The 24,226-nt window shown below is 69.9% G+C and carries 23 protein-coding genes and 1 tRNA gene; 6 read left to right on the forward strand and 18 right to left on the reverse strand.

The window, feature by feature from the left end; all coding sequences use genetic code 11:
• Positions 1 to 153: 153 nt before the first annotated feature.
• Positions 154 to 2,751: an ATP-dependent chaperone ClpB gene (gene clpB / locus ACIGO6_RS13690; protein ID WP_399875221.1), complete on the reverse strand. Its 2,598-nt coding sequence runs from the start codon at positions 2,749 to 2,751 to the stop codon at positions 154 to 156.
• A gap of 321 nt (positions 2,752 to 3,072) precedes the next feature.
• Positions 3,073 to 3,408 carry a hypothetical protein gene (locus ACIGO6_RS13695; RefSeq protein ID WP_399875223.1) on the reverse strand — a complete coding sequence of 112 codons (336 nt, stop codon included), beginning with the start codon at positions 3,406 to 3,408 and terminating at the stop codon, positions 3,073 to 3,075.
• A 374-nt stretch (positions 3,409 to 3,782) separates the two neighbouring features.
• Between ACIGO6_RS13695 and ACIGO6_RS13700 the strand changes: the two genes are divergently transcribed.
• Together ACIGO6_RS13700 and ACIGO6_RS13705 are read left to right on the forward strand one after the other, a co-directional pair.
• On the forward strand, positions 3,783 to 4,754 hold the full coding sequence (locus ACIGO6_RS13700; protein WP_399875225.1) for a helix-turn-helix transcriptional regulator: 972 nt from the start codon (positions 3,783 to 3,785) through the stop codon (positions 4,752 to 4,754).
• A complete protein-coding gene (locus tag ACIGO6_RS13705) occupies positions 4,751 to 5,731 on the forward strand; it encodes a LuxR C-terminal-related transcriptional regulator (RefSeq protein WP_399875226.1) in 981 nt (326 codons plus the stop codon). Before ACIGO6_RS13700 ends, ACIGO6_RS13705 begins: the two co-directional genes overlap by 4 nt.
• Here ACIGO6_RS13705 and ACIGO6_RS13710 read toward each other — a convergent pair.
• From ACIGO6_RS13710 to ACIGO6_RS13740, 7 genes are all read right to left on the reverse strand, one after another.
• Positions 5,694 to 6,737, reverse strand: coding sequence for a LuxR C-terminal-related transcriptional regulator (locus tag ACIGO6_RS13710; protein WP_399875228.1), 1,044 nt, complete (start codon positions 6,735 to 6,737; stop codon positions 5,694 to 5,696). The two genes, ACIGO6_RS13705 and ACIGO6_RS13710, sit on opposite strands and share 38 nt — an antisense overlap.
• 148 nt (positions 6,738 to 6,885) lie before the next feature.
• Positions 6,886 to 8,004, reverse strand: a complete 1,119-nt coding sequence (locus ACIGO6_RS13715; RefSeq protein WP_399875230.1) for a sugar ABC transporter substrate-binding protein — start codon at positions 8,002 to 8,004, stop codon at positions 6,886 to 6,888.
• A gap of 156 nt (positions 8,005 to 8,160) precedes the next feature.
• Positions 8,161 to 8,616, reverse strand: a complete 456-nt coding sequence (locus tag ACIGO6_RS13720) for a heat shock protein transcriptional repressor HspR (RefSeq protein ID WP_399875232.1) — start codon at positions 8,614 to 8,616, stop codon at positions 8,161 to 8,163.
• 4 nt (positions 8,617 to 8,620) lie between these two features.
• On the reverse strand, positions 8,621 to 9,811 hold the full coding sequence (gene dnaJ / locus ACIGO6_RS13725) for a molecular chaperone DnaJ (protein WP_399875234.1): 1,191 nt from the start codon (positions 9,809 to 9,811) through the stop codon (positions 8,621 to 8,623).
• Between the two features lie 36 nt (positions 9,812 to 9,847).
• Positions 9,848 to 10,495, reverse strand: coding sequence for a nucleotide exchange factor GrpE (grpE, locus tag ACIGO6_RS13730; protein WP_399875235.1), 648 nt, complete (start codon positions 10,493 to 10,495; stop codon positions 9,848 to 9,850).
• On the reverse strand, positions 10,492 to 12,342 hold the full coding sequence (dnaK, locus tag ACIGO6_RS13735) for a molecular chaperone DnaK (protein WP_399875237.1): 1,851 nt from the start codon (positions 12,340 to 12,342) through the stop codon (positions 10,492 to 10,494). The genes grpE and dnaK overlap by 4 nt, the downstream gene beginning before the upstream one ends.
• Positions 12,343 to 12,437: 95 nt before the next feature.
• Complete coding sequence (locus tag ACIGO6_RS13740; RefSeq protein ID WP_399875239.1) at positions 12,438 to 13,682, reverse strand: MraY family glycosyltransferase; 1,245 nt, start codon at positions 13,680 to 13,682, stop codon at positions 12,438 to 12,440.
• A gap of 229 nt (positions 13,683 to 13,911) precedes the next feature.
• Between ACIGO6_RS13740 and ACIGO6_RS13745 the strand changes: the two genes are divergently transcribed.
• The 3 genes from ACIGO6_RS13745 (at position 13,912) to ACIGO6_RS13755 (ending at position 18,671) form a co-directional block, all read left to right on the forward strand.
• Complete coding sequence (locus tag ACIGO6_RS13745; protein WP_399875240.1) at positions 13,912 to 16,194, forward strand: heterodisulfide reductase-related iron-sulfur binding cluster; 2,283 nt, start codon at positions 13,912 to 13,914, stop codon at positions 16,192 to 16,194.
• Positions 16,195 to 16,339: 145 nt separating this feature from the next.
• The gene (locus ACIGO6_RS13750) at positions 16,340 to 17,569 is read left to right on the forward strand and encodes an FG-GAP-like repeat-containing protein (protein WP_399875242.1); all 1,230 of its coding nucleotides are present in this window, start codon (positions 16,340 to 16,342) and stop codon (positions 17,567 to 17,569) included.
• 73 nt (positions 17,570 to 17,642) lie between these two features.
• Complete coding sequence (locus ACIGO6_RS13755; RefSeq protein WP_399875243.1) at positions 17,643 to 18,671, forward strand: Yip1 family protein; 1,029 nt, start codon at positions 17,643 to 17,645, stop codon at positions 18,669 to 18,671.
• Positions 18,672 to 18,753: 82 nt separating this feature from the next.
• On the opposite strand, the gene ACIGO6_RS13760 is transcribed toward ACIGO6_RS13755, so the two are convergent.
• Positions 18,754 to 19,251 carry a phosphoribosyltransferase gene (locus ACIGO6_RS13760; RefSeq protein ID WP_399875245.1) on the reverse strand — a complete coding sequence of 166 codons (498 nt, stop codon included), beginning with the start codon at positions 19,249 to 19,251 and terminating at the stop codon, positions 18,754 to 18,756.
• Positions 19,252 to 19,264: 13 nt separating this feature from the next.
• Entirely contained in the window at positions 19,265 to 19,840 is a 576-nt protein-coding gene (dcd, locus tag ACIGO6_RS13765; protein WP_399875247.1) for a dCTP deaminase, read from the reverse strand.
• A gap of 553 nt (positions 19,841 to 20,393) precedes the next feature.
• Here dcd and ACIGO6_RS13770 point away from each other — a divergent pair.
• Positions 20,394 to 20,467, forward strand: a tRNA-Gly gene (locus ACIGO6_RS13770).
• 79 nt (positions 20,468 to 20,546) lie between these two features.
• Here the strand turns inward: ACIGO6_RS13770 and ACIGO6_RS13775 are convergent.
• From ACIGO6_RS13775 to ACIGO6_RS13805, 7 genes are all read right to left on the reverse strand, one after another.
• Positions 20,547 to 21,713, reverse strand: coding sequence for a site-specific integrase (locus ACIGO6_RS13775; RefSeq protein WP_164383900.1), 1,167 nt, complete (start codon positions 21,711 to 21,713; stop codon positions 20,547 to 20,549).
• Positions 21,713 to 21,925, reverse strand: a complete 213-nt coding sequence (locus ACIGO6_RS13780; protein WP_114528489.1) for an excisionase family DNA-binding protein — start codon at positions 21,923 to 21,925, stop codon at positions 21,713 to 21,715. Before ACIGO6_RS13780 ends, ACIGO6_RS13775 begins: the two co-directional genes overlap by 1 nt.
• A complete protein-coding gene (locus tag ACIGO6_RS13785; protein WP_399875249.1) occupies positions 21,922 to 23,223 on the reverse strand; it encodes a replication initiator in 1,302 nt (433 codons plus the stop codon). Before ACIGO6_RS13785 ends, ACIGO6_RS13780 begins: the two co-directional genes overlap by 4 nt.
• Before the next feature lie 131 nt (positions 23,224 to 23,354).
• Positions 23,355 to 23,618: a SpdD protein gene (locus ACIGO6_RS13790; protein ID WP_399875251.1), complete on the reverse strand. Its 264-nt coding sequence runs from the start codon at positions 23,616 to 23,618 to the stop codon at positions 23,355 to 23,357.
• A gap of 14 nt (positions 23,619 to 23,632) precedes the next feature.
• The gene (locus ACIGO6_RS13795) at positions 23,633 to 23,827 is read right to left on the reverse strand and encodes a hypothetical protein (protein WP_114528487.1); all 195 of its coding nucleotides are present in this window, start codon (positions 23,825 to 23,827) and stop codon (positions 23,633 to 23,635) included.
• A 10-nt stretch (positions 23,828 to 23,837) separates the two neighbouring features.
• Complete coding sequence (locus tag ACIGO6_RS13800) at positions 23,838 to 24,029, reverse strand: mobile element transfer protein (protein WP_399875252.1); 192 nt, start codon at positions 24,027 to 24,029, stop codon at positions 23,838 to 23,840.
• Positions 24,029 to 24,220, reverse strand: coding sequence for a hypothetical protein (locus ACIGO6_RS13805; RefSeq protein WP_164383904.1), 192 nt, complete (start codon positions 24,218 to 24,220; stop codon positions 24,029 to 24,031). Before ACIGO6_RS13805 ends, ACIGO6_RS13800 begins: the two co-directional genes overlap by 1 nt.
• Positions 24,221 to 24,226: the final 6 nt, after the last annotated feature.

Below are 24,226 nucleotides of genomic sequence, written 5' to 3' on the forward strand. Positions count from 1 at the left end.
GCCGGTCGGGTGGACGCCGGGTCCACCGCGGCGCCGCCTTCCGCACGCACCGTCCGGGTGTCCAGGGCGGGCCAGCGCACACCTGCCCCGGCGGTGCAACGCGCTGCGGCCCGCCACCCACCCGGGGTGACGGGCCGCAGCACCTCGCCGTCCCTAGAGCGTCTTGCCGCTCGCCGGACCCACGATCAGCTCGTCGCCGAAGCGGTCCACACGGACCGTGTCGCCGTCCTTGATCTCACCGGCGAGGATCTCCCGGGCGAGCCGGTCGCCGATCGAGGTCTGGACGAGGCGGCGCAGCGGGCGCGCCCCGTAGGCCGGATCCATGCCCTCGTCGGCCAGCCAGGCCAGGGCGTCGTCCGTGACCTCCAGGCTCAGGCGGCGTTCGGCGAGCCGCCGGGCGAGCGAGTCGATCTGGAGCCGCGCGATCCGGCTCAGCTCGCCCTTGCTCAGCGCCGAGAAGACCACGAGGTCGTCGAGCCGGTTGAGGAACTCCGGCTTGAAGGAGGCCCGGACCACCTCCAGGACCTGCTGCTTCTTCTCCGCCTCGCCGGTCATCGGGTCGACCAGGTACTGGCTGCCCAGGTTGGAGGTGAGGACCAGGATCGTGTTGCGGAAGTCGACGGTGCGGCCCTGCCCGTCGGTGAGGCGCCCGTCGTCCAGCACCTGGAGCAGGATGTCGAAGACCTCGGGGTGCGCCTTCTCCACCTCGTCGAGCAGCACGACGGTGTACGGCCGACGCCGCACGGCCTCGGTGAGCTGGCCGCCCTCCTCGTATCCCACGTATCCGGGCGGGGCGCCCACGAGCCTGGCAACGCTGTGCTTCTCGCTGTACTCGCTCATGTCGATGCGGACCATGGCCCGCTCGTCGTCGAAGAGGAAGTCGGCGAGCGCCTTGGCCAGCTCGGTCTTGCCGACACCGGTGGGGCCGAGGAAGAGGAACGACCCGGTCGGCCGGTCCGGGTCGGAGATCCCGGCCCGGCTGCGCCGTACGGCGTCGGACACGGCCCGTACGGCCTCGGTCTGGCCGATCAGCCGCTTGCCGAGCTCGTCCTCCATCCGCAGCAGCTTCTGCGTCTCGCCCTCCATCAGCCGCCCGGCGGGGATGCCGGTCCAGGAGGCGACGACGTCGGCGATGTCGTCGGCGCCGACCTCCTCCTTGACCATGGTGTCCTTGGCGACCTCTTCCTCGGCCTCGGAGGCGGCCTCCAGGTCCCGCTCCAGGGTCGGGATCTCGCCGTACAGCAGCTTGCTGGCGGTGTCGAAGTCGCCGTCGCGCTGGGCGCGCTCGGCCTGCCCGCGCAGTTCGTCGAGCCTCTCCTTCAGCTCGCCGACCCGGTTGAGGGACTGCTTCTCCTTCTCCCAGCGGGCGGTGAGGCCGCGCAGCTCCTCCTCCTTGTCGGCGAGGTCGCGCCGCAGCCGCTCCAGGCGTTCGAGCGAGGCGGCGTCGGTCTCCTTGCCGATCGCCAGCTCCTCCATCTTCAGCCGGTCGACGGCACGCTGCAGTTCGTCGATCTCGACGGGCGACGAGTCGATCTCCATGCGCAGCCGGGAGGCGGCCTCGTCGACGAGGTCGATGGCCTTGTCGGGCAGGAAGCGGGAGGTGATGTACCGGTCGGACAGACTGGCGGCGGCCACCAGGGCGCTGTCCGCGATCTGCACCTTGTGGTGCGCCTCGTACCGCCCCTTGAGTCCGCGCAGGATGGCGATGGAGTCCTCGACGGTCGGCTCGGCGACGAGCACCTGCTGGAAGCGCCGCTCCAGGGCGGGGTCCTTCTCGATCCGCTCGCGGTACTCGTCGAGGGTCGTCGCGCCGACCATGCGCAGCTCACCGCGCGCGAGCATGGGCTTGAGCATGTTCCCGGCGTCCATGGCGGAGTCCCCGCCGGCCCCGGCCCCCACGACGGTGTGCAGCTCGTCGATGAAGGTGATGATCTGCCCCTCGGAGTCCTTGATCTCCGCGAGGACGGTCTTCAGCCGCTCCTCGAACTCGCCCCGGTACTTGGCGCCGGCGACCATCGCGCCCAGGTCGAGCGCGACCAGCCGCTTGTTCTTCAGCGACTCGGGCACGTCCCCCTTGACGATCCGCTGGGCGAGCCCTTCGACGACGGCGGTCTTGCCGACACCGGGCTCACCGATGAGGACGGGGTTGTTCTTGGTGCGCCGGCTGAGCACCTGCACCACGCGCCGGATCTCCTGGTCCCGCCCGATGACGGGGTCGAGCCTGCCCTCGCGGGCGGACGCGGTGAGGTCGGTGCCGAACTTCTCCAGCGCCTTGTACTGGCCCTCGGGGTCCGCGGTGGTCACGCGGCGTCCTCCCCTCGCCTTGCGGAAGGCCTCCTGCAGCTTCTTCGCACTGGCTCCCTGCCCCTCCAGTACCTCACCGGCCGCGCCGCCCTTCGCGGCGATGCCGAGGAGCAGGTGCTCGGTGGAGAGGTACTCGTCCCCGAGCTCCTTGGCGCGGGCCTGGGCGTCGGCGACCACGGCGAGCATCTCACGGCCGGGTTGCGGCGGTGCGACCGTGGACCCGGTCACGCTGGGCAGCCCCGCGAGGATGCGCTCGGCGCCGGAGCGCACGGCCGCGAGGTCGGCCTCGACGGCGGCGAGCAGGTCGGTGATGTTCTCGTTGTCCTGCCCCTGGAGCAGAGCCAGGAGCAGGTGGGCGGGGGTGAGGTCGGCGTGCCCCTCGGTCACGGCCCGGTTGCTGGCCGCGTTGATCGCGTCCCGGCTCCGGTTGGTCAGCTCGGCGTCCACGTTCTGGCTTCCCTCCTCGCATCGGCCGTCGGCGGTCCGGCCGCGTCTTCCATGTCTCCCAGTGCTGACTCAGACAACGTACACAAAGTTGAGTCTATTCCACTCAAGGAAGCGACGCGGGCCGGATACCCGGCCCCCGACGACACCGAACCCCACCTCGCGGCAGGGCAGGGTCGCGCGAGTGCCTTTTCAGCCAGCGCGAAGCAGGCCCGATACCCGAAATGTCACCGCAAACGACAGCGGCGTCACCGTGTTCAGGTCACGGTGACGCCGCTGCCGGGGGGAAGCACCTGAGCGATTTGTTACGACGGGGGAATCGCGTCAGGCACTGCGGGGGGTGGCCGAGATGGTCCTCACTTCGGAGGGCTCCGGCCCGGCGAGCCGGTGGTCCCTCTGGTCCAGGTTCACAAAGATCATTCCGTAACGGATGGCACACCGCACGGGCTGCGGCGCCCCCCGAGGCCGCCGCAGACACCGGTACGCCCGTACGTCGCCGTCCTCGTCCAGCGTGACGACGACCGGCTCTCCGAAGACGGTCACCATCAGGGAGTCACCGGAGTGGGGGATCGCGGTGACCAGATCGATGAAGTGCCAGCCGGAACGGTAGGCGGTGGCCATTTCACGACGGAAGGAGCGGTCGTCGGGTGGAGTGGTCATCAGTCAGCCCCAAGTGCTGTCGTCTTCACCGAGGGGGGTGGGCGCCGCCTCGGTTACCGCCGGAGCAACCGTGGAAGCAGTCATTCCCCAGGTACTGTCCGCCCGAGTGTCAACCTTCACGCCAGAGAGACCGGTCAGCGCACCGACGGCCACGACGGCGGAGAAGGCGACGGCAAGCACCGAGCGAAGCAATTTGTTGCGCATAATCGGCTTCGTCCTCACTTGATGGTCCCCTCTTCCCCCGTCGAACAAGACGATGGCTCATTCGGGCACGTCATGGCCACACAATCAGTGCATCATGTTCCTGCATGTTCAGGACCCTGGGGGGTGGAGATTTGACAACGAATCGGACTAAAACACCACATCCCCATGCGATGTCCGAACTGTGCGAGGAGGGGGGCCTTCTCTACGCGACCGCCCTGCGCACGGGGCGCGTCGCCCGCGGAGATGCGGATGCCATCCCCTGCCTGATGGAATTCGCGCTTCTCCATCCGGATCCGGACGACGCGAACTGGCTGCGCCCCGTACCCCCGTCGGTCGCGCTCGCGCAACGACTCAACATGATCGAGCGGGAGATCGCCGAACGCCGGCGGCTGTCCATCGACCTGGCAGACGCCTTCGAACCGTTCCTGGCGCTCGGTGCGCACGCCACTACCAGCACTCACTCGATCACGGTCCTCGAAGGTCTCGACCGCATCAACGCGGCACTCGACCTGGCCACGGCCGAGTGCCGGTCGGAAATGCTCACGGTGCAGCCGAGCAGCCGCCGCCTGGAGCACACCCTCCTGCAAGGCCTGGAGCGCGACAGACCCCTGCTCGAACGCGGAGTGCGCATCAGGACTCTCTACCAGCACACGGCGCGGTACAGCCCGGAAACGCTGGGCTACGTCTCCCAGTTCTCGGACGGCAAGGTCGAGTACCGGACCATCGACGAGTTGGTGGAGCGACTCATCATCTGCGACGAGTCCGTGGCCTTCATTCCCACGCGTGACGATCGCCAGGTGGCCCTGGAACTCCGTCACCCGGGGCTCGTCCGGTACCTGATCAAAGTGTTCGAGTTCATGTGGTCCCGCGCGGTTCCGTTGAGTACGGGCGCTCCCTACGAGACCGCGCCCGACGGCATCACAGAGATTCAGCATTCCATCGCCAAGCTGCTGGTCGAGGGCCACGTGGACGAGGCCATCGCCCGCCGCCTGGGCATGAACGTACGCACCTGCCGGGCCCACATAGCGAAACTGGCCCAAGCCCTCGGCAGCGGCAGCCGTGCCCAGCTCGGCTACCTCATAGCCCAGTCGGGAATTCTGGAGGAGGACCACCGGGACCTGGGAGGAGGCAGCCACGCGTGACCGATCGGGCGCACCACCACGGACCGGAAGAGCTGTGCGAGGCAGGGCTCGAGCTGTACACCCAGGCACTGCGCAAAGGACACGCGACCGTGTCGGAGGCCGATGCGACGCCCTGCCTCATCGACTTCGGGCTCCTGCAGCCAACCTTCGACGACGCGGACCTGCTCGGGCCCGTACCTCCGACCGTCGCACTGCATCGGTTGCTGCGTGCCTCACAGGAGCGCATCGCCGACGAGCGTCGCAGGGAAGAACAGCTCACCGAGTCCTTCGCGGCGCTCATACGCAGCTCGTCGCACATCGTGACCGGGGATACCTCCACGTTGAGACTGCTCAGCGGCAAGGAGCGCATCGACCGGACGATCGGGGAGGTCATGGCGGTGGCCACGGATCAGGTCCTGACCATCCAACCCCACAGCACGCACATCGGTCCGCATCCCCGTGTACACGAGGTCGCCCTGGCACGGGATCAGGCCCTGCTCGACCGGGGTGGCCGCATTCGCACCCTCTACCAGCACACGCTGCGCCACGCCCCCACGGTGGTCGCCCGGTACGAGCGTCTGTCCGGTGACGTGGAGGCCCGCACCCTCGACGAGATCACCGAGCGCCTCATCATCGTGGACCACACGGTCGCCTACATCCCCGCCAACACCGACCGAACCATGGCCCTCGAGGTTCGCCATCCCGCGCTGATCTCGTACTTCCTCACCACTTTCGACCGCCTGTGGCGCCTGGCGACCCCCATGCACCCCGACTCGGTCCGACGACCGTCGCCGGGAGGTGTCACCCACCGCCAACGCGCCATAGCCGCGCTCCTCATCGAAGGACACACCGACACCGACATCGCCGACCGCCTCGGCATGAACGTCCGCACCGCACGCGTCCACATCGCCAAACTCGCCGCCACCCTCGGCAGCGAAAGCCGGGCTCAGCTCGGGTACCTCATCGGGCAGTCGGGGATTCTCGACCAGGAACACTGACGGCGGAGGGTGCCGACGCGGTCCGGGGCGCGCCGTCCAGGCCCGCCTGGGCGATGCGGACGCCCAACTGGGTGCGGCTGGTGGCGCCCAGGGTTTCCGAGAGGCGGGCGATGTGGGCGCGGGCCGTGCGGACGCTGATGCCCAGGCGTTCCGCGATCACCGCGTCCTGGTGGCCCTCCGCCAGCAGCGCCGCGATGGACTGCTCGCGGTGGGAGATGCCCTCGATGCCCGTGTCGGGGAGGGGGGCGGTCAAGGGGATCGCGAGGCGCCAGAGGCGTTCGAAGACCGTGACCAGGTAGGCGATCAGGGCGGGGTGGCGCAGCTCCAGGGCCATCGTGCGGTCGGTGTTGGCGGGGATGAAGGCGACCGTGCGGTCGAAGAGGATGAGGCGGTCGATGACCTCGTCGAGGGTGCGGGCCTCCACCGCGTCACCCATCAGCTCCAGGTAGGTGAGCAGGCCCTGGCCGTGCCGGGCCACGTGCGTGTACAGGTCCCGCATCCGCACCCCGCGCCCGCGCAGCGCCAGCGCCCGGTGCAGCCCCTCCGACAGCTCGTGCTCACGCCGGATGCCGCCGGGCTGGACGGTGAGCACCTCCGTCGTGCACGCCTGCGTCGCCTCGTCCATCGCGGCCTGGATCCGCGAGAGCCCGTCCAGCACCCGCAGCGCCGTGCCCTCCGCCCCGGCCGGCGTCTGGATCTGGCGGCCCAGGACCGCGTACCACTCGAAGGCCTCCACCGCCGAACCCACCCGCCGCTGGCTCGCGCTGACCTCGTCGTAGACCCCCCGCAGCAGCCGCGTCATGACCTCCTGCGGGGAGGTCGGCACCAGCCAGTCCATGTCGTCAGGGTCGGGGTGCAGCAGGGCCAGTTCCAGGAGGCAGGGCACCGGTTCGGCGTCCAGGCGCGGCACCCGGCCGCGGCGTACGGCGCGGGAGTACACGCGGTCCCCGGCCGCGCACAGCCGGTCGGCGCCGTGTGGATGCTCCTCAGCCCCGTGCCCGGCCATCGCCCATCCCACCCCCGGTTCCGGCTCTTTCCGCAGCGCAACTATGCGCGGCCGGGACCGGCTCCGCAACACGGCTCCGGGCGGGAAGGAGACCGGAATACACCCTTGCGGGCGGTGTGCCCGGGCAGTGCACGGGACCGGTCCGGGACTACTTCAGCTTGATCTCCGCGCAGTCCGCCGCGTACTTGGCGGTGCAGATGTCGCCGACCTTGTAGATGCCGTCGGCGACGACGGTCTCCTTGATGTTGTCCTGCGTCAGGGCGACGACGGGGACGAGCTGGGCCGGGATGCCCTTGTGGGTGGGGCTGTCGACCTTGTCGCGGGCGAGCGCGTCGAACTGGATGTCCCGGCCCTGGACCCGCGCCACGGCCATCTCCGCGGCGCTCTCGGCCTCCTGCGGGTAGGACTTGTACACGCTCATGTACTGCTCGCCGGAGACGAGCCGCTGCACCGCCGCGAGTTCCGCGTCCTGGCCGGTGATCGGCGGCAGGTCGGTGACGCCCGCGTCCTCCAGGGCCTCGATGATGCCGCCCGCCATGGTGTCGTTGGCGGAGTAGACGCCCGCGATGTTGTCCTTGCCGATCTCCCCGATCGCCTCGGCCATGTTGGCCTCGGCGTTCTCCGCCTTCCAGTCCTTGGTGTCGAAGGACTGCGCGATCGTCACCTTGCCGTTCAGCTCGGACAGCGCCCCCGCCTTGAACTGCTTGGCGTTCGGGTCGGTGGGCGAGCCGTTCATCATGACGATCTTGGCGGAGCTGTCGGCGTCGTCGCCGAGCGCCTCGAGGAGGGAGCGGCCCTGGACCTCGCCGACCAGCTCGTTGTCGAAGGAGATGTAGGCGTCGATCGGGCCCTCGGCCAGCCGGTCGTAGGCGATGACCGGGATGCCGGCGTCCTTGGCCTTCTGCACGCCGTCCCCGATGGCCTTCGCGTCGACCGCGTCCAGGACGATCACGTCGACCTTGTCGTCGATCATCTGCTGCAGCTGCTGCGCCTGCTTGGACGCGCTCGCCTCGGCGTTGGCGTACTTGACCTCGCCCTGGTCACGGGTGAGGTCGGCGACCTTCGCCTTGAAGAACGGGTAGTCGAACTGCTCGTACCGCGTGTTCGCCTTCTCCGGCAGCAGCAGGCCCACCGTGATGTCGTTGCCCTTGGCCGGGCTCGCGGCGTCGCTGCTCTCCGACGCGCCGAGCGCCCCGCAGGCGGCCAGCGAAAGAGTCATCATGGACGCGGCCACGGATATGGCGATACGACGGGCACGGCTGCTCACTGCGCTTACCTTCCGACACACGGGTGGTGCTTGAGACCCAGGTGAAGGAAGCCAACGCTGTCTTCACGAAATCGTCAAGAAGTACTAGACCAATGAGACAGCACCGTTGCGAACGGGCCCGGAGGCTGGTGGACCTCCGGGCCGTCGTCGCCGCTTTCAGTCCGTGGACTGGCCGTGCCGCTTGGGACGCCAGACCACCAGGGCGCTGGTCTGCTGCACTTCCTGGTACGGCACCAGATCGCGCCGGTACGAGGCGTGCACCGCCGCCTCGCGCTGGCGCATCGCCGTCGCCGCGCCGTCGAGGGCGTCGGCCAGCTCCGCCACCCGGGCCTGGAGGGCGGCGACCTGGTTCTCCAGTTCGATGATGCGCTTGATGCCGGCCAGGTTGATGCCCTCGTCCTGCGACAACTGCTGCACCTGACGGAGCAGTTCGATGTCGCGGGCCGAGTAGCGCCGGCCGCGGCCGGCCGTGCGGTCCGGGGAGACCAGGCCGAGACGGTCGTACTGCCGCAGCGTCTGCGGGTGCAGGCCGGAGAGCTGGGCCGCCACCGAGATGACGTAGACCGGGGTGTCCTCGGTCAGTTCATACGGATTGCGTCGACGACCGTCCATCTCCTCATGCTCCCTTCGCGGCCTGGAACAGCTCCGCCCGCGGATCCTCGTCCGCGGTCGCCTCGCGATACGCCTCCAGCGCGTCACGAGCCTTCCCCGTCAGGTCCGTCGGAACACTCACCTCCACGGTGACCAGAAGGTCGCCGCGGCTGCCGTCCTTGCGGACCGCGCCCTTGCCCCGGGCCCGCATGGTGCGCCCGTTGGGCGTGCCCGCCGGCAGCTTGAGCGTGACGGGAGGGCCGCCCAGGGTCGGGACCCGGACCTCTCCGCCGAGGGCTGCCTCGGCGTAGGTGACCGGGACGGTGACGGTGAGGTTGTCGCCCCGGCGGCCGAAGACGGGGTGGTCCTTGACGTGCACGACCACGTACAGGTCACCCGCCGGTCCGCCCCGCTCGCCCGGCGTGCCCTTGCCGCGCAGCCGGATGCGCTGCCCGTCCGACACCCCGGCCGGGATGCGGACCTGCATGGTCCTGGAGGACTTGGCGCGTCCGGAGCCCTTGCAGACCTCGCAGGGGTCCTCCGCGATCAGGCCGCGGCCCTTGCAGTCCGGGCACGGGTCGGTGAGCGAGAAGCCACCGCCCGAACCCCGGGCGACCTGACCGGTACCGACGCAGGTCGGGCACACGCGCGGCGTGCCGTTCTTGTCGCCGGTGCCCGAACAGGCCTTGCAGGGTGCCTGCGAGGACATCCGCAGCGGGACCGTCGCGCCCTCGATGGCCTCCGTGAAGCTCAGGGTGACCTCGGACTCGATGTCCTGGCCGCGCCGCGGCTGGGTCCGCGTACCGGTGCCGGGACCGCCGCCGGTGCGGTTGAACAGGCCCCCGAAGACGTCGCCGAGCCCGCCGCCGAAGCCGCCGGCGCCCTGGCCCCCGCCCTGGGCGCCGCCTCCGAAGAGGTCGCCCAGGTCGAAGTTGAAGCTGCCGCCGCCCGCGCCCGGCCCCGGGCGGAAGCCGCCGTTGCCGAAGAGCGCGCGGGCCTCGTCGTACTCCTTGCGCTTCTTGGGGTCACCGAGGATGTCGTTGGCCTCGGAGATCTCCTTGAAGCGCTCCTCTGCCGTGACGTTTCCCTTGTTGGCGTCCGGGTGGTACTCGCGGGCGAGCTTCCGGTACGCCTTCTTGATCTCGGCCTCGGTGGCGTCCTTGGGGACGCCGAGGACCTTGTAGTAGTCCTTCTCGATGAAGTCCTTGGTGCTCATCCCCGACGTCCCTCCTCTCCGGCTCCTGTACTGACGTCAGCCCTCCTCCGGGCCACCGCTCTCCTTGTCGTCGGCCGCCTCGGACGGCTCCTCGGCCTTGACCGTCTGCGCCCCGGGCTGCGGCTCGGCGACGGCCACCCGCGCGGGGCGGATGGTGCGCTCGCCGATCCGGTACCCGGGCTGCAGGATCGCCACGCACGTCGTCTCGGTGACGTCCGGTGCGTAGGAGTGCATCAGGGCCTCGTGGATCGTCGGGTCGAAGGGCTCGCCCTCCTTGCCGAACTGCTGGAGGCCCAGCTTGGCCACCGTGGTCTCCAGCGACTCCGCGACGGACTTGAAGCCGCCGACCAGCTCGCCGTGTTCGCGGGCGCGGCCGACGTCGTCGAGTACGGGAAGCAGCTCGGACAGGAGGTTCGCGACGGCGATCTCCTTGACCGCGACGCGGTCCCGCTCCACCCGGCGGCGGTAGTTCTGGTACTCGGCCTGGAGGCGCTGGAGGTCCGCCGTGCGCTCGTTCAGCGCCGTGCGCACCTGGTCCAGCTGGGCCACCAGGCCCGCGTTCTCACTCGCGTCCCCGGCCGGGGCCGCCCCCTCTTCGGAGGCGGCCTGCGGCTCGGCGTCGTCAGGGGTGGCGCCGGAGGGGACGTCGGGCTTCTCGTCGAAACCCGGGGTCTCCTCCGTCACGCGGCACCGTCCTTGCGCTCGTCGTCCACGATCTCGGCGTCGACGACGTCGTCGTCGGCACCCTTGTCACCGGCACCGGCGCCGGGAGCCTCGCCACCGGCGGCCTGCGCGGCCTGGGCGTCGGCGTACATCGCCTGGCCCAGCTTCTGCGAGACGGCGGCGACCTTCTCCGTGGCGGTGCGGATCTCGGCGGTGTCCTCGCCCTTGAGCTTCTCCTTCAGCTCGGCGACGGCGGACTCGACCTCGGTCTTCACCTCGCCCGGGACCTTGTCCTCGTTGTCCTTGAGGAACTTCTCCGTCTGGTAGACGAGCTGCTCGCCCTGGTTGCGGGACTCGGCGGCCTCGCGGCGGGCGTGGTCCTCCTCCGCGTACTTCTCGGCCTCCTGGCGCATGCGGTCGACCTCGTCCTTCGGCAGCGAGGAGCCGCCGGTGACGGTCATCTTCTGCTCCTTGCCGGTGCCGAGGTCCTTCGCGGTCACGTGCATGATGCCGTTGGCGTCGATGTCGAAGGCGACCTCGATCTGCGGGACGCCGCGGGGCGCCGGGGGCAGACCGGTCAGCTCGAACATCCCGAGCTTCTTGTTGTACGCCGCGATCTCGCGCTCGCCCTGGTAGACCTGGATCTGCACGGAGGGCTGGTTGTCCTCGGCGGTGGTGAAGATCTCCGAGCGCTTGGTCGGGATCGTCGTGTTCCGCTCGATCAGCTTGGTCATGATGCCGCCCTTGGTCTCGATGCCGAGGGACAGCGGGGTGACGTCGAGGAGCAGGACGTCCTTGACCTCGCCCTTGAGGACACCGGCCTGCAGGGCGGCGCCGATGGCGACGACCTCGTCCGGGTTGACGCCCTTGTTGGCGTCCTTGCCGCCGGTCAGCTCCTTGACGAGCTCGGCGACGGCGGGCATACGGGTGGAGCCACCGACGAGAACGACGTGGTCGATCTCGGACAGCTGGATGCCGGCGTCCTTGATGACGTTGTGGAACGGCGTCTTGCAGCGCTCCAGCAGGTCGGCCGTCAGCTGCTGGAACTGGGCGCGGGTGAGCTTCTCGTCCAGGTGCAGCGGGCCCTCGGCGGAGGCCGTGATGTAGGGCAGGTTGATCGAGGTCTCGGTGGACGAGGACAGCTCGATCTTCGCCTTCTCGGCGGCCTCGCGCAGGCGCTGGAGCGCCATCTTGTCCTTGGAGAGGTCCACGCCGTGACCGGACTGGAACTGCTTGACCAGGTAGTCGACGACGCGCTGGTCCCAGTCGTCACCACCGAGGTGGTTGTCACCGTTGGTGGCCTTCACCTCGACGACGCCGTCGCCGATCTCCAGCAGCGAGACGTCGAAGGTGCCGCCACCGAGGTCGAAGACGAGGATGATCTGCTCGTCCTTGTCGAGGCCGTACGCGAGAGCGGCGGCCGTCGGCTCGTTGACGATGCGCAGGACGTTGAGGCCCGCGATCTCGCCGGCCTCCTTGGTGGCCTGGCGCTCGGCGTCGTTGAAGTACGCCGGTACGGTGATGACCGCGTCGGTCACCTTCTCGCCCAGGTAGGCCTCGGCGTCCCGCTTCAGCTTCTGCAGCACGAAGGCGCTGATCTGCTGCGGGTTGAAGTCCTTGCCGTCCAGGTTGATCTTCCAGTCGGTGCCCATGTGGCGCTTGACCGACCGGATGGTCCTGTCGACGTTCGTGACCGCCTGGCGCTTGGCCACCTCGCCGACCAGCACCTCACCGTTCTTGGCGAAGGCGACGACGGACGGCGTGGTCCTGGCGCCCTCGGCGTTGGTGATGACGGTGGGCTCGCCGCCCTCCAGAACGCTGACGACGGAGTTAGTCGTGCCCAGGTCGATGCCGACCGCACGTGCCATGGTGAATAACCTCCAGCTGACTTGAGTGGAACAGGCTCAAGTGTGCACGACGCCCGGCGATGGGTCAACAGAGGTGAGTCGAGCAGACTCAACTCTTATCCGTTCCTTACACGCAATGGCGCGCTGACCTGCTCGTTCTCACCGCTCTGGGCCTGACGAACCGGGAAAATCGACGCCCGCGCCGCCACACGAACGGGTGGGAGGGACGGGCCACGGACGGGGGCGCCGGACGCGTCACGGGACTCCCGAGGCTGTCCCACCCGGGACACCGTCCGGGGCCCGCGGGCCCGGGTGTCCGTCCCCGCCGCCCCACGAGTCCCATGGACCCCACGGGTCTCCGACCCCGCCCGCCGCGGCTCGTACACCCGCACCCGCAACAGCGCCACCATCCCGACGGCCACCACGCCCGCCACCCACAGCAGCGTCGCCCGCCCCGCCCAGCCGACGTGCACGAGCACGCCCGCGAGTACCCCGCAGAACGAGACCACGCCGATGACCACCACCGCACCCTGCGGGGCGAGCCCGAGCCGCCGCAGCCGGTGGGCGAGATGATCGGGTCCGCCCCGCCGCAGGGGCCGCCCGGCCAGCCGGCGCGAGAGGAGCACCAGGACGGCGTCGGCGACGACCGGCGCGGTCAGCGCGAAGAGCACCCCCGCGCCGGCCCGGGGATCGTGCCCCACCCGGGTGAACACCGCCGCCCCGGCGAGCAGGAAGCCCGCGAAGAGCGACCCGCACGCCCCGAGGGCGATCCGCGCCGGATACCGGTTGTGCAGCAGGAACCCGGCCAGCGCCGCGGCCAGCGCGCTCAGCAGCACCGCCAGCCCGCCCCTCAGCTCCGCCGTGGCACAGGCGCCGACACCGAAGGCGGTCACGATCCCCACCGTGCCGGCCACCCCGTCGGCGTGGTCCAGCCCCCGGAAGGCGGCGGCGACCAGCGCGATCCAGACCACGGCGAGCGTCCCGGCCACCGGCCCGGTCTCGCCGTACGGCACCACGCACGCCGCCGCCACGGCCGTACCGGCGACCAGCCACCGTCGCCGCAGCCGCCAGACGTCGGCGGCCAGGCCGAGCGCGCCGACGGCGGTCCCGGCGACGAGCAGTCGGCCGACGCCCGAGCCGAGCGGCACGACGCCGGTCCACTCCCCGGCCCACACGACCAGCCCGGTGACGAGGACCACGGCCACGCCGCCGAGCAGCGGCACGGGCCGCTGACGTCGCCGGTCGACGAGGGCGAGGCGCAGGGCGGGCGCCCTCAGCAGCGCGGCGAGCAGGGCGGCGAGGAGAAAGGAGGAGGCGGCGGCGGCGAAGGAGGCGGTGACGGCGGCGATCCCGTAGAGCACGGGCTCAAGATATGCCGAATATCATGATTTGCGATGAACGGCCCGTCGGGCCCGGCGTGGCGTCGAGCCGGACGGGGGAGCCCGGCGGTCAGGGTTGCCTCAGCGACGCAGATCACCGCACGTCCGACTACAGTGCGGCGGAGGATGGGGGTAGTCTCGAACGGACTGATTAAGTTACCGCTTAGTAATAACCGCCCTCTCGCAACCTCGCAGGCCCGAGGAGCCCCCAATGCAACTCGCCGCGATCATCGTGTCGCTGGTCCTGATCGTGGTCGGCGTGGCACTGTTCGGCCGCGCCGTCCTGCAGATCGTCAACTACATGCGGCTGGGCCAGTCGGTGCCGGCCGGCACGCGGACCGACGAACCCGCGCAGCGCACTCTCACCGTGGTCCGGGAGTTCCTCGGCCACACCCGGATGAACCGCTGGGGCATCGTCGGGGTGGCGCACTGGTTCGTGGCGGTGGGCTTCTTCTCCCTGCTGCTGACGATCGTCAACGCGATCGGCCAGCTGTTCCAGGCCGACTGGATCCTGCCGGTCATCGGCGACTGGGCGCCGTACAACGTCTTCGTCGAGTTCATCGGCACGATGACGGTGCTCGGCATCCTCGTCCTGATCGCGATCCGCCAGCTGAGCAAGCCGAACAAGCCGGGCCGCAAGTCCCGCTTCGCCGGCTCCAACTTCGGCCAGGCGTACTTCGTCGAGGCCGTCATCCTCATCGTCGGCGTCTGCATCTTCATGCTGCACGCGCTGGAGGGCGCCCTCCACCACGTGGACGGCTACGAGGCGTCGTTCTTCATCTCGTACCCGGTCGTCTCCGCGCTCCAGGACCTGGACCTGAGCACCCTCCAGAACCTGGTCTACTTCTTCGCCGGCCTGAAGATCGCGACCTCCTTCATCTGGATGATCACGGTCGCCCTGAAGACCGACATGGGCGTGGCCTGGCACCGCTTCCTGGCCTTCCCGAACATCTGGTTCAAGCGCGACGCGAAGGGCGGCACCGCGCTCGGCGCGCTGCTCCCGATGACCTCGGGCGGCAAGCCGATCGACTTCACCGACCCCGGTGACGACGACGTCTTCGGTGTCTCCCAGGTCGAGCAGTTCTCGTGGAAGGGCCTGCTGGACTTCTCCACCTGCACCGAGTGCGGCCGCTGCCAGTCGCAGTGCCCCGCCTGGAACACCGGCAAGCCGCTCTCCCCCAAGCTCCTGATCATGTCCCTGCGCGACCACGCGCACGCCAAGGCCCCCTACCTGCTGGCCGGCGGCGGCAAGACGATGGAGGGCGAGGAGAAGGCGTCCGAGGAGCAGCTGGCCGGCGTGCCCGCCGCCGCTCTCGCGGAGGCCGAGCGCCCGCTGATCGGCACCGCCGAGGAGAACGGCGTCATCGACCCCGACGTCCTGTGGTCCTGCACCACCTGCGGCGCCTGCGTCGAGCAGTGCCCCGTCGACATCGAGCACGTCGACCACATCGTCGACATGCGCCGCTACCAGGTCATGATCGAGTCGGCGTTCCCGTCCGAGGCGGGCACCATGCTCAAGAACCTGGAGAAGAAGGGCAACCCCTGGGGCCTGGCGAAGAAGCAGCGCCTGGAGTGGCTCAAGGAGGTCGACTTCGAGGTCCCGGTCGTCGGCAAGGACATCGAGGACCTCACCGAGGTCGAGTACCTGTACTGGGTCGGCTGCGCCGGCGCCCTGGAGGACCGCGCCAAGAAGACGACGAAGGCCTTCGCCGAGCTGCTGCACATGGCGGGCGTCAAGTTCGCCATCATGGGCGGCGACGAGAAGTGCACCGGTGACTCCGCCCGCCGCCTCGGCAACGAGCCCCTGTTCCAGGAGCTCGGCATGGAGAACGTCATGTCCCTCAACGCCGCCTTCGGCGAGGAGATGGACGACGACGGCAAGGTCACCGACGAGTCGCGCAAGCCCAGGTCGGCGAAGAAGATCGTCGCCACCTGCCCGCACTGCCTCAACACCCTCGGCAACGAGTACCCGCAGCTCGGCGGCGACTACGAGGTCATCCACCACACCCAGCTGCTCCAGCACCTGGTGGACGAGGGCAAGCTGGTCCCGGTCACCCCGGTCGAGGGCATCATCACGTACCACGACCCCTGCTACCTGGGCCGCCACAACAAGATCTACACGCCCCCGCGCGAGATCATCGCCGCCGTCCCCGGCGTCCGCAACGAGGAGATGCACCGCCACAAGGAGCGCGGCTTCTGCTGCGGCGCCGGTGGTGCGCGGATGTGGATGGAGGAGCGGATCGGCAAGCGCATCAACAACGAGCGCGTCGACGAGGCCCTGTCGGTCAACCCCGACATCGTCTCCACCGCCTGCCCCTTCTGCCTCGTGATGCTCACCGACTCCGTCAACGGCAAGAAGAACGACGGCAAGGCCAAGGAATCCATCCAGGTCGTCGACGTCGCCCAGCTCCTGCTGGACTCCGTCAAGACCCCGGCCGACCCGGCCGGCGACCCGGAGCCGGAGAGCGAGCCGACCCCGGAGCCGGTGAAGTAACCGGCCCCACCCCGGCAGCCCGGTCCACGGCGGCCCCCGACCCCCACGGGTCGGGGGCCGCCGCCGTTCCCCGACAGGGGAACTGCGGGTCGCGCGGCCAAGTTAGGGTGCCTGCGCAGCATCAAGGGGAGGGGACACCAACACCATGCAGAACCGATTCACTCGGGCCGTCTCGGTACTCGCCGGCCTCGTACTCGCCGGCTCGGGCCTGGCCGTCGTCAACGCCGCTCCGGCCGCGGCAAGCGTGGAGGACTGCCCGAGGGGCTACTTCTGCGGCTGGTCGGGCAAGGACGTCAACGGCACGATGTGGAAGACGAACAAGAACGTCGCGGACCTGGGGGGCTGGGCCGGCGACATCCACTCCTACGTCAACCGCACGAACGCGGTCGCCTGCTTCTACGGCGAGAGGGACTACGACAGGACGAGCCACCTCTGGTCCGTGGAACCCGCCGACGCCGACGGGTACCCGTACTACGGGGACATGTCCACCGTCATCCGCTCGATCAAGTTCGTCCAGGACGCGCACGAGTGCAACGTGCCCGACCACCCGGCCTGGGCGGCCTCGCCCCAGTCCGCATCCCTGGGCTTCGGCGACATGGACGGCGACGGCAGGGCCGACATCATCAGCCGCGACCGTGCGGGACGCCTGTGGTTCACCTCCGGCGACGGCACGGGCCGGATCATCGGCACCGGCGGCTGGAACGGCATCAACGCCCTGACCCGGCACGGCGACTTCAGCCGCGACGGCCACGAGGACGTCATCGCCCGGGAGGCGTCCACCGGCAAGCTCTGGCTCTACCCCGGCACCGGCACCGGCGCGGTGGGCAGCCGCAAGCTGATCGGCACCGGCGGCTGGAACGGCATGCGGGACATCACCGCCTTCGGCGACCTCACCGGCGACGGCCGCTCCGACCTGATCGCCACCGAGAAGTCCACCGGCAAGCTCTACCTGTATCCCGGCACCGCCGGTGGCGCCCTCGGCAGCCGCAAGCTGATCGGCACCGGCGGCTGGAACACCATCAACGCACTCGTCGGCATGGGCGACACGAACGGCGACGGCCACCCCGACCTCTACGCCCGCGAAGCCTCCACGGGCAAGCTCTGGCTCTACCCCGGCACCGCCGGCGGCGCCCTCGGCTCCCGCACGCTCATCGGCACCGGCGGCTGGAACGCCCTGGGACACCTGTTCGCCGTCGGCGACTTCAACGGCTCCGACGCCCCCGACCTCGTCGCCGTCACCAACAAGAGCTACGTGATCGACGGCTGGTCGGGCAATCCCGGATGGCAGCTCGCCTACCTGGGCCGGGGGGACGGCCGCATCGACGCCGCCCGGCGTGTCACCGACGGTTGGTGGGGGTTCACCGACTTCTGCTGACGGCGCCCGTGCCGCCGGGCCGACCGCGGACGGCCCGGCCCCTAGGGGACGTCCCGGTCAACTCCCGTAAGGGATGTCACAGCTCGGCCGCAAAGGAAGCCCCGAATGGCCGGGCCCCGCACGTCACTCTTCGGGACCAGGTACGTTCGAAGGCGTGGCTGGATTCAGGATCGGACGCGGCCGGGACAACGGCGCTCCTCACGCGCGACCGCAACACCCACCGTACGGACAGCAGGCGCCCCAGGGACCGTCGTACGGCGGCCCCGCCGCGCCTCGGCAGCCGTACCCGCAGCAGCCGTACGGCGGTGGCGGCCCCGGCGGGTCCCCGTGGCCGCAGGCGCACGGCGGCGGGCACGGGGAGCCGGAGTACTTCGGCGACGGGGGCGGCTACCCCCAGGGCGGCCCGCACCCACCGCACGGCGGACCCGCCCCGCAGGCCCCGTACGACCCGTACGCGGCCAACAACCCGGGCCACACCCAGGCGTTCACCGTCGGCGACGACCCCTACAACCAGGGCGGTACCTACCGCGCCGGCGCCACTCCGCCGCCCGGTCCGGTCGGCCCCCGCCTGCACTGGAAGGACCTGCTGAAGGGCGTCGTCCTCGCCCCCAACCAGACCTTCCTCCAGATGCGGGACTACGCGATGTGGGCCCCGGCGCTCATCGTGACGTTCCTCTACGGCCTGCTGGCGGTCTTCGGTTTCGACGGCGCCCGCGAGGAGGCGATCAACGCCACCCTCTCGAACGCGATCCCGATCGTCCTGACGACGGCCGTCGCCATGGTGCTGAGCGCCTTCGTCCTGGGCGTGGTCACCCACACCCTGGCCCGCCAGCTCGGCGGCGACGGCGCGTGGCAGCCCACCGTCGGCCTCTCCATGCTGATCATGTCCATCACGGACGCGCCCCGCCTGGTCGTCGCGATGTTCGCCGGCGGCGACGCACCCTTCGTCCAGATCCTGGGCTGGGCCACCTGGGTCGCGGGCGGCGCCCTGCTGACCCTGATGGTCAACCGCTCCCACGACCTGCCCTGGCCGAAGGCGCTCGGCGCGTCCGCGATCCAGCTGATCGCACTGCTGTCGATCGTGAAGCTGGGCACGTTCTAGTGCCCTCCGGTCCCCCGTGACCGTCATGTGAAGGGCCCCCGGCGTCGCGCCGGGGGCCCTTCACATGGCGTGTCCTCGCCGCTCAGGCGTCGAGCACCTGCCCGTCCCGCCGCACGACCGGCGGCTGGACGGACCACGGGAAGTTGATCCAGTCATCGGTCCGCTTCCACACGTACTCGCACTGGACGAGCGAGTGGGACTTCTCATAGATCACGGCGCTGCGGACCTCGGCGACCGTGTCGAGGCAGAAGTCCCGCACCAGCTTGAGCGTCTTGCCGGTGTCGGCGACGTCGTCGGTGATGAGGACCTTCTTCTCGGAGAAGTCGATGACGTTGGGCACGGGCGCGAGCATGACCGGCATCTCGAGCGTGGTCCCGACGCCGGTGTAGAACTCCACGTTCACGAGGTGGATGTTCTTGCAGTCCAGCGCGTACGCCAGCCCGCCGGCGACGAAGACCCCGCCGCGGGCGATGGAGAGCACTATGTCCGGCTCGTACCCGTCGTCGGCGACGGCCTGCGCGAGCTCGCGCACGGCGACACCGAACTGCTCGTAGGTCAGATTCTCCCGAACATCACTCATGCGCGCGTCCTGCTCATACCTGGGTCCGATGGAAGTTGAGGAAGGACCGGGAGGCGGTCGGCCCCCGCTGTCCCTGGTAACGGGACCCGTACCGCTCGCTCCCGTACGGGTGCTCGGCCGGCGACGTGAGCCGGAACATGCACAGCTGCCCGATCTTCATTCCCGGCCACAGCTTGATCGGCAGGGTGGCGAGATTGCTGAGCTCGAGCGTCACGTGCCCGGAGAACCCGGGGTCGATGAACCCGGCGGTGGAGTGCGTGACGAGCCCGAGGCGCCCCAGCGAGCTCTTCCCCTCAAGCCGCGAGGCGAGGTCGTCGGGCAGCGAGACGACCTCGTACGTACTGGCCAGCGCGAACTCGCCGGGATGCAGGATGAACGGCTCGTCGCCCTCCGGCTCCACGAGCCGGGTCAGGTCGGCCTGCTCGACGGAGGGGTCGATGTGCGGGTACCGGTGATTCTCGAACACCCGGAAGTAGCGGTCGAGGCGCACGTCGATGCTCGACGGCTGCACCATGGAGTCGTCGAAGGGATCGATGCGGACCCGTCCGGATTCGATCTCGGCCCGGATGTCCTTGTCTGAGAGAAGCACGCACCGAGGATACGCAAGGCGCGCGGAGCAGCGACAACCGCCGCCGCGCCGCGCGCCCGGACCCGCTCGGGGTGTGTGCTACAGCGTCTCCGCCGCCGCTACCCCGCTACCGCTTCTCCGCTACCGCTTCTCCGCACCCACCGGCACGGCACTCCGCAGCCGCGCACACCGCGGACATCGGACGAGCCGGCCGGGGCCGAGTCGCTCGGCCTGCTGCATCGGGAACGAGCCGGCGGTGAACACGTGCCCATCGGCACAGCGGACGACAGTGCGCTCCATCAAGTCCTTCAAGTCCCTTCCCCAAGAGCCTCGTCTGGCTGACTACCCTGACGACAAAAGCCACACTACGGGATAAAAGAGACGACCCTCCAGGCGGCACTCCGCCCTCCCACGCACCCTCCCCGAAGCCCCCACCGTACGCCCCAACTCGGCCCCGACGCAGCCGCATCCCACCCTCGCGAAACCGTCGCAGGCCCCACGGCGCGAACACCGGGGGCCTGCGATGGGGTAGAGTGAGCGAGCGTCCGGACACCGACCTCGGTCGGCGTCTTACGCGGGTGTAGTTTAATGGTAGAACATCAGCTTCCCAAGCTGAGAGCGCGAGTTCGATTCTCGTCACCCGCTCCATGCGAAACCCCCAGGTCATCGACCCGGGGGTTTCTTGTCGTCCAGACCGGTGGGCGACTGCCGCACCACAACCGCACCATTAGCCCGCCGACGGCTCTTCCTTGTGGTGCGCACGGTCGTCGGTGTGGGGCTTCGCACGTTCGGCGCGCACGAGGTCGTCGAGTCCGGCAGCGACCTCCCGTTGCCGGTCCTCGTCGGAGTGCTGGTAGATCAGCGCCGCCTTCTCGGAGGACTGGCCGGCGCGCACCATCGTGTCCCGGAGGGTGGCGCCCGAGCGGGTCGACAGGGTGTGTCCGGTGTGGCGGAGGTCGTAGAAGCGGAATCCGTCCGGGAGGCCGACAGCCTCGCGAGCCCGTCGCCACTTCCGCCCGAACGAGGTGCGCCGGAAGGCCGCTCCCTTCTCCCCCACGAAGAGCAACCCATCGGGCCCCTTCTCGGCGAACCAGGAGAGATGCCGCTCCAAGTCCACGCGGAGGAAGGCCGGAAGGACGACCACACGTGCGCCTGCGTCGGATTTGGTGGGGCCGGGAGCCCGCTTGCCGTTCGTACGCTCGGGCTCGGCGACGCGCACACGGACCGTGAGGTTGTCGAGGTCGACGTCACGACGGCGGAGGCCGGCCAGCTCCTCGGGTCGCATCGGGCCATAGGCACCGAGGTACACCATGAGCTTCCACCGGATGCCGATCGCGTCGGCAAGGGCGTCGACCTGGCCGACGGTAGCGATCCGCCGCTCTGCGGCCGACTCCTTGCCCGCACCCTTGATCCGGCAAGGGTTGCGAGTGATCAGGTCATCGTCGACAGCCGTCTCAAGGATGCCTTTGAGAAGGCGGTACGCCTTGGCGATCGTGGTCTTGGCTCCGGTGGTCCGGAGGCGTTCGGCACGCCACTCGCGTACACGAGGCGCCGTGATCTCGTCCAGGTCGAGTCCGCCGAATGTCGGCAGGATGTGCAGTCGGAGGAGATGGCGGTAAAGGTCCTCCGTGCGGACCGACAGCTCCCGCTCTTCGACCCACTTGTTCGCGTAGACGTCGAAGCCGACCGCTCCCGCATCAGGAGCGCGCCAGTCACCGCGGCTGAGGTCTGCCTCGACCTGAGACAGCCAGATCTCGGCCTCCTTCTTGGTGGCGAAGGTCGTGTCTGCGCGGATGCGCTCCCCGTCGGGCCCGAGGTATGAGGCCGCCCAACGCCCGGACCGGTACTGCCGCACCGCGCCGAACCGGCGTCGCCTGCCCTTCTTGTTGGCCATCAGGCGGCCCTCCGCAGCCCGGCGCGACGGAAGCGGACGGGCTCAACGGTGTGTGACTCGACGAACTCAGCCACCGCGCTCGCAGGGATGCGTACGTGCCGGCCGACCTTCACGTACCGAATGCGCCGCTCCTCGATCAGGCGACGGGGGAAACGCGCCGTCGTACCGAGCAGCTCGGCGACCTGGTCCACCGAGAGATAGCGGTCGTTCATGTGGTCGGCTCTCCTTCCGTGCCGGGGGCAGGTTCGAGTGACGCGGCAAGCCAGGCTTCGGCGTGCGATAGGCCGGTCCCGGCGAACACCCAGTGGGCGAGCACGAGAGTGGTTTCTGCGTCCTGCGGGACGGGCGGAGCCGCTTGGGCACGCCGCCAGTCGGCGCGAGCATCGCGGAGGGCGCCGAGGGTGGTCGAGTAGCGGCGGGACTTGGTGGAGAAGTGGCCGCGGAAGCCGAGCATGTGAGCCCAGGCCCGTAAGCGCAGTTCTGCCAGCTCGGGACGAGCGCCCAGGCTCCATGCGGTGCGGATCATCCGGCGGGCGTGCTCGGTGATCCGGGCCTGTGCCAGCTCGGCCAGGAAGCGAATGGGCCGGTCCAGGGTGCCCGTCGCCGTCTCAGCCCCCTTGGTGGCGTACTTGGCGATGTACGCGGCGACGGCCCGGTCGGTCAGCGCCTGGCCGCCGTCGAAGTCGGCAGACCGGATCGTGCGGACGTCCAGCTGCCGTCCGAAGGTGAAGGTGTGGGGCCGCCCGTCAACTTCTGGACCCTCAGCGCGAGCAGTGCCGGCGGCGACCTGGATGGCGTCGGTCAGCAGCTCGGCCGTGGCCCAGGTCGGAGGCGGCGATTCGCCGCCCTCGGGGCCGTCGATGCGGATGACGGCATGGAAGTGGACCGCACCGCGCTTCTGGTACTCAACCACTTTCGCGAAGGAGACCCGGGCGTGGTCCCGAAAGGCCCGTTGGGTGAGGCCGGCGCGCTTGGCGACCTCTCGGCGGAGGTAGATCGAGAAGCGTCGCCAGAGGGCACCAGCGTGCGCGTTCCACAGCACGGCCGCTTCGTAGTCGTAGGTGTCGGCGTCGAGCGGCGTGCCCAGGACCGGGGCGCCTTCGTCATGCCGGACACCGCAGCGGCAGCGCCGACCGCCCGACGGGCGGTTGTGGACCGGGCCGAAGCTGGGTGCGGTGAAGGTGGCGAAGACGCGCGGATGCGTTGCGACCTGTTGAGGTGTGCCTTTGCCGCCGCGGAGTCCGGCGGTGATCAGGTGGTAGGTGTCGCGACGGTACGTCTCGGCGCAGGCCGGGCACCGGGTCGCACGACGGTTGTTGCAGCGGACGAGGAGTTGGCCGGCGGGCAGGGCCGAGGAGTCCAGATGGTGCAGGACGCGGCCGATCTCACCGGTTGTCCGGTCCACCGCGTGTTCGGTGCGGTGGCCGTCGAGGCGCACGGGGTGCGTGCAGCCGCCCAGGCCGGACAGCTGACGGGCCAGCTCGGGCATGGTTCCGAGGGAGGCCAGCATGGAGAGTTCCGCCAGCGGCGGAGTCTGCCGGGTGATGATGGGAGTTCCTTTCGGCTGTTGCGACGACGGTCGGGAGAGACGGCCCCGGGGCGGCGGGATGCTTGGCGGCTTGTTGCCGCCCCGGCGGCCGGTCAGCGCTTGTTCGCGCTGCTGACGAGGGAGCGCAGGACCACCGCGGCGATGGCCACGGACACGGCCGAGACGGCGACCGCCGCCAGGAGCGCGGTAAGGACGATCCCGACAACGACCACGGCGGCCACCGCTCCGGCGCCGATGCCCACGTACGGGACTACGGGGCGACCGGTCGAGGGAAGCGGAGCCTGCGAGTGCTGGTGTGGGGATGCGACGGTCGTCGTCGGCACAGTCGGGACGGCGGGCAGCTTGGGGCGGAACATGGCGGATCTCCTTGTCATTCGTCGGTGCCGTTGACGACGTCGACCCCGGAGCGGGTGCCGGACTCGATGGCGGGAGCAAGGATGGTGTGCGAGAGCCAGAAGCCGAACAGGGCGATCACGACGGCGACCCAGAGCCGGACGCCGAGGAACTTGATCGCGGCCCAGGCGATGACGCCCAGGACGAAGACGAGAGGCAGCGAGACGGTCACGGGAGCTCCCTCAGCGGACGGCGCAGCGGTGGGTACGGGCGGCCAGCTCGGCGGCGGCGCGGCTGTCGTAGTCCGTGGCGAAGCCGCAGCGCGGAGCGGTGCAGGCGGCGGTGTGCTTCTGGCGGCCCCGGCCGTCGTAGTAGGTGGCGACCTGTACGGGGCCGATGCGGATTACGCGGCGGAAGCGGCGGTTGGCGGTCATCAACAGCTCTCCTTGGGTTCTTCGCCGGTGAAGTCGGTGACGTGCTCGGCCAGCCATCGCAAGATCTCGTCGCCCTCGTAGCTGTCGGCGGCGAGGATGACGGGCTCGGCGATGAGTACGGCTTCGGTGAGGCGGTTCTGTCGGGTCAGCTCGGCGGCGCGCTTCAGCGCGCGGAGCGTGGACGGGCGCACGGGGGC

Origin of the sequence: Streptomyces sp. NPDC053750, assembly GCF_044544295.1 — a bacterium.
Lineage (GTDB): Bacteria > Actinomycetota > Actinomycetes > Streptomycetales > Streptomycetaceae > Streptomyces.

Excerpts from the sequence above, each read along its gene's own strand:
- ACIGO6_RS13780 (WP_114528489.1), bottom strand. The coding sequence starts at position 21,925 with ATGAACGACCGCTATCTCTCGGTGGACCAGGTCGCCGAGCTGCTCGGT.
- dnaK (WP_399875237.1), bottom strand. The coding sequence starts at position 12,342 with ATGGCACGTGCGGTCGGCATCGACCTGGGCACGACTAACTCCGTCGTC.
- ACIGO6_RS13760 (WP_399875245.1), bottom strand. The coding sequence starts at position 19,251 with ATGAGTGATGTTCGGGAGAATCTGACCTACGAGCAGTTCGGTGTCGCC.
- ACIGO6_RS13720 (WP_399875232.1), bottom strand. The coding sequence starts at position 8,616 with ATGGACGGTCGTCGACGCAATCCGTATGAACTGACCGAGGACACCCCG.
- ACIGO6_RS13775 (WP_164383900.1), bottom strand. The coding sequence starts at position 21,713 with ATGGCCAACAAGAAGGGCAGGCGACGCCGGTTCGGCGCGGTGCGGCAG.
- ACIGO6_RS13755 (WP_399875243.1), top strand. The coding sequence starts at position 17,643 with ATGTCACAGCTCGGCCGCAAAGGAAGCCCCGAATGGCCGGGCCCCGCA.
- ACIGO6_RS13710 (WP_399875228.1), bottom strand. The coding sequence starts at position 6,737 with ATGGCCGGGCACGGGGCTGAGGAGCATCCACACGGCGCCGACCGGCTG.
- ACIGO6_RS13790 (WP_399875251.1), bottom strand. The coding sequence starts at position 23,618 with ATGTTCCGCCCCAAGCTGCCCGCCGTCCCGACTGTGCCGACGACGACC.
- ACIGO6_RS13785 (WP_399875249.1), bottom strand. The coding sequence starts at position 23,223 with ATGCTGGCCTCCCTCGGAACCATGCCCGAGCTGGCCCGTCAGCTGTCC.
- ACIGO6_RS13750 (WP_399875242.1), top strand. The coding sequence starts at position 16,340 with ATGCAGAACCGATTCACTCGGGCCGTCTCGGTACTCGCCGGCCTCGTA.
- dnaJ (WP_399875234.1), bottom strand. The coding sequence starts at position 9,811 with ATGAGCACCAAGGACTTCATCGAGAAGGACTACTACAAGGTCCTCGGC.
- ACIGO6_RS13745 (WP_399875240.1), top strand. The coding sequence starts at position 13,912 with ATGCAACTCGCCGCGATCATCGTGTCGCTGGTCCTGATCGTGGTCGGC.
- ACIGO6_RS13800 (WP_399875252.1), bottom strand. The coding sequence starts at position 24,029 with ATGACCGCCAACCGCCGCTTCCGCCGCGTAATCCGCATCGGCCCCGTA.
- ACIGO6_RS13700 (WP_399875225.1), top strand. The coding sequence starts at position 3,783 with ATGTCCGAACTGTGCGAGGAGGGGGGCCTTCTCTACGCGACCGCCCTG.
- ACIGO6_RS13695 (WP_399875223.1), bottom strand. The coding sequence starts at position 3,408 with ATGACCACTCCACCCGACGACCGCTCCTTCCGTCGTGAAATGGCCACC.